Below are 812 nucleotides of genomic sequence, written 5' to 3'. Positions count from 1 at the left end.
CGTTTTGTGAATCTTTTTCAGAGAGTTTTTGATCAATATACTTGTCAATGTTTTCATAAAATTCCTTGGTCGCTTCACTATCTAATGTTGGCGAGTTCTGAACTTGATTCACTTTCAATTGAACAGATTGAATACCGTAAGAGGCTTGTTTTTGGTGGAGTGTTTCTAATTCTTCTTCTGAAATCGGATCTCCAACAACCGTCAAGACCAATTCATTGTTACTTGACTTGTAGACTTGATTAATAACCGTATAATTGGCGAACTCTTTTCCTACAAACTGTTTGATCCCTTCTTTGCGCGCTTGTTCTATTGTCAGAGTAACTGCCGAATAGCTAGCTGGAAGAATCAACAATACAATCAAAGAAATCAAGCCAATTCTCATTTTAATGCTCAGCTCTTTAAATGAAGTTAAAGGAGATTTTCTCATCAAAATTCTTGTTCCAACAATGTTGGCTAGCATGATAAAGACACAGTTGATCAAGAAAAGATAGAGAGCCCCCAATAAAAATCGTACATTCCCATTAGCTAAACCATAGCCAGCAGTACAGATAGGCGGCATCAAAGCTGTAGCAATGGCTACTCCTGGCACGATATTGTTTGCTTCTTTTTTCCTTGAACCGATCAACACCAGCAATCCCACCAGCAATAGCAATGAGAACATCCCAAATGGTTGGAGAGGTTCGTGCGATCAACTCGCTACTTGCATAAGACAAGGGAGAAATCCAGAAATACAGAGTCGAGACAAGCAAACTGACCAACACTTGAGTCAATAAAACCTCTAGAGATTGCTTGATTAAACGCGTATCAAAAAT

The 812-nt window shown here is 38.5% G+C and carries 1 pseudogene; it reads right to left on the bottom strand.

The features are described 5' to 3' along the window. Positions 1 to 812, bottom strand: a pseudogene (locus tag HMPREF3002_RS02540) (DUF389 domain-containing protein); the annotation flags it as partial.

The organism is Streptococcus sp. HMSC065E03 (assembly GCF_001815045.1).
GTDB classification, from domain to species: Bacteria; Bacillota; Bacilli; order Lactobacillales; family Streptococcaceae; genus Streptococcus; species Streptococcus parasanguinis_AD.
The sequence above is the reverse complement of the archived record's forward strand: the minus strand, read 5'-3'. Positions and strand labels throughout refer to the sequence as shown.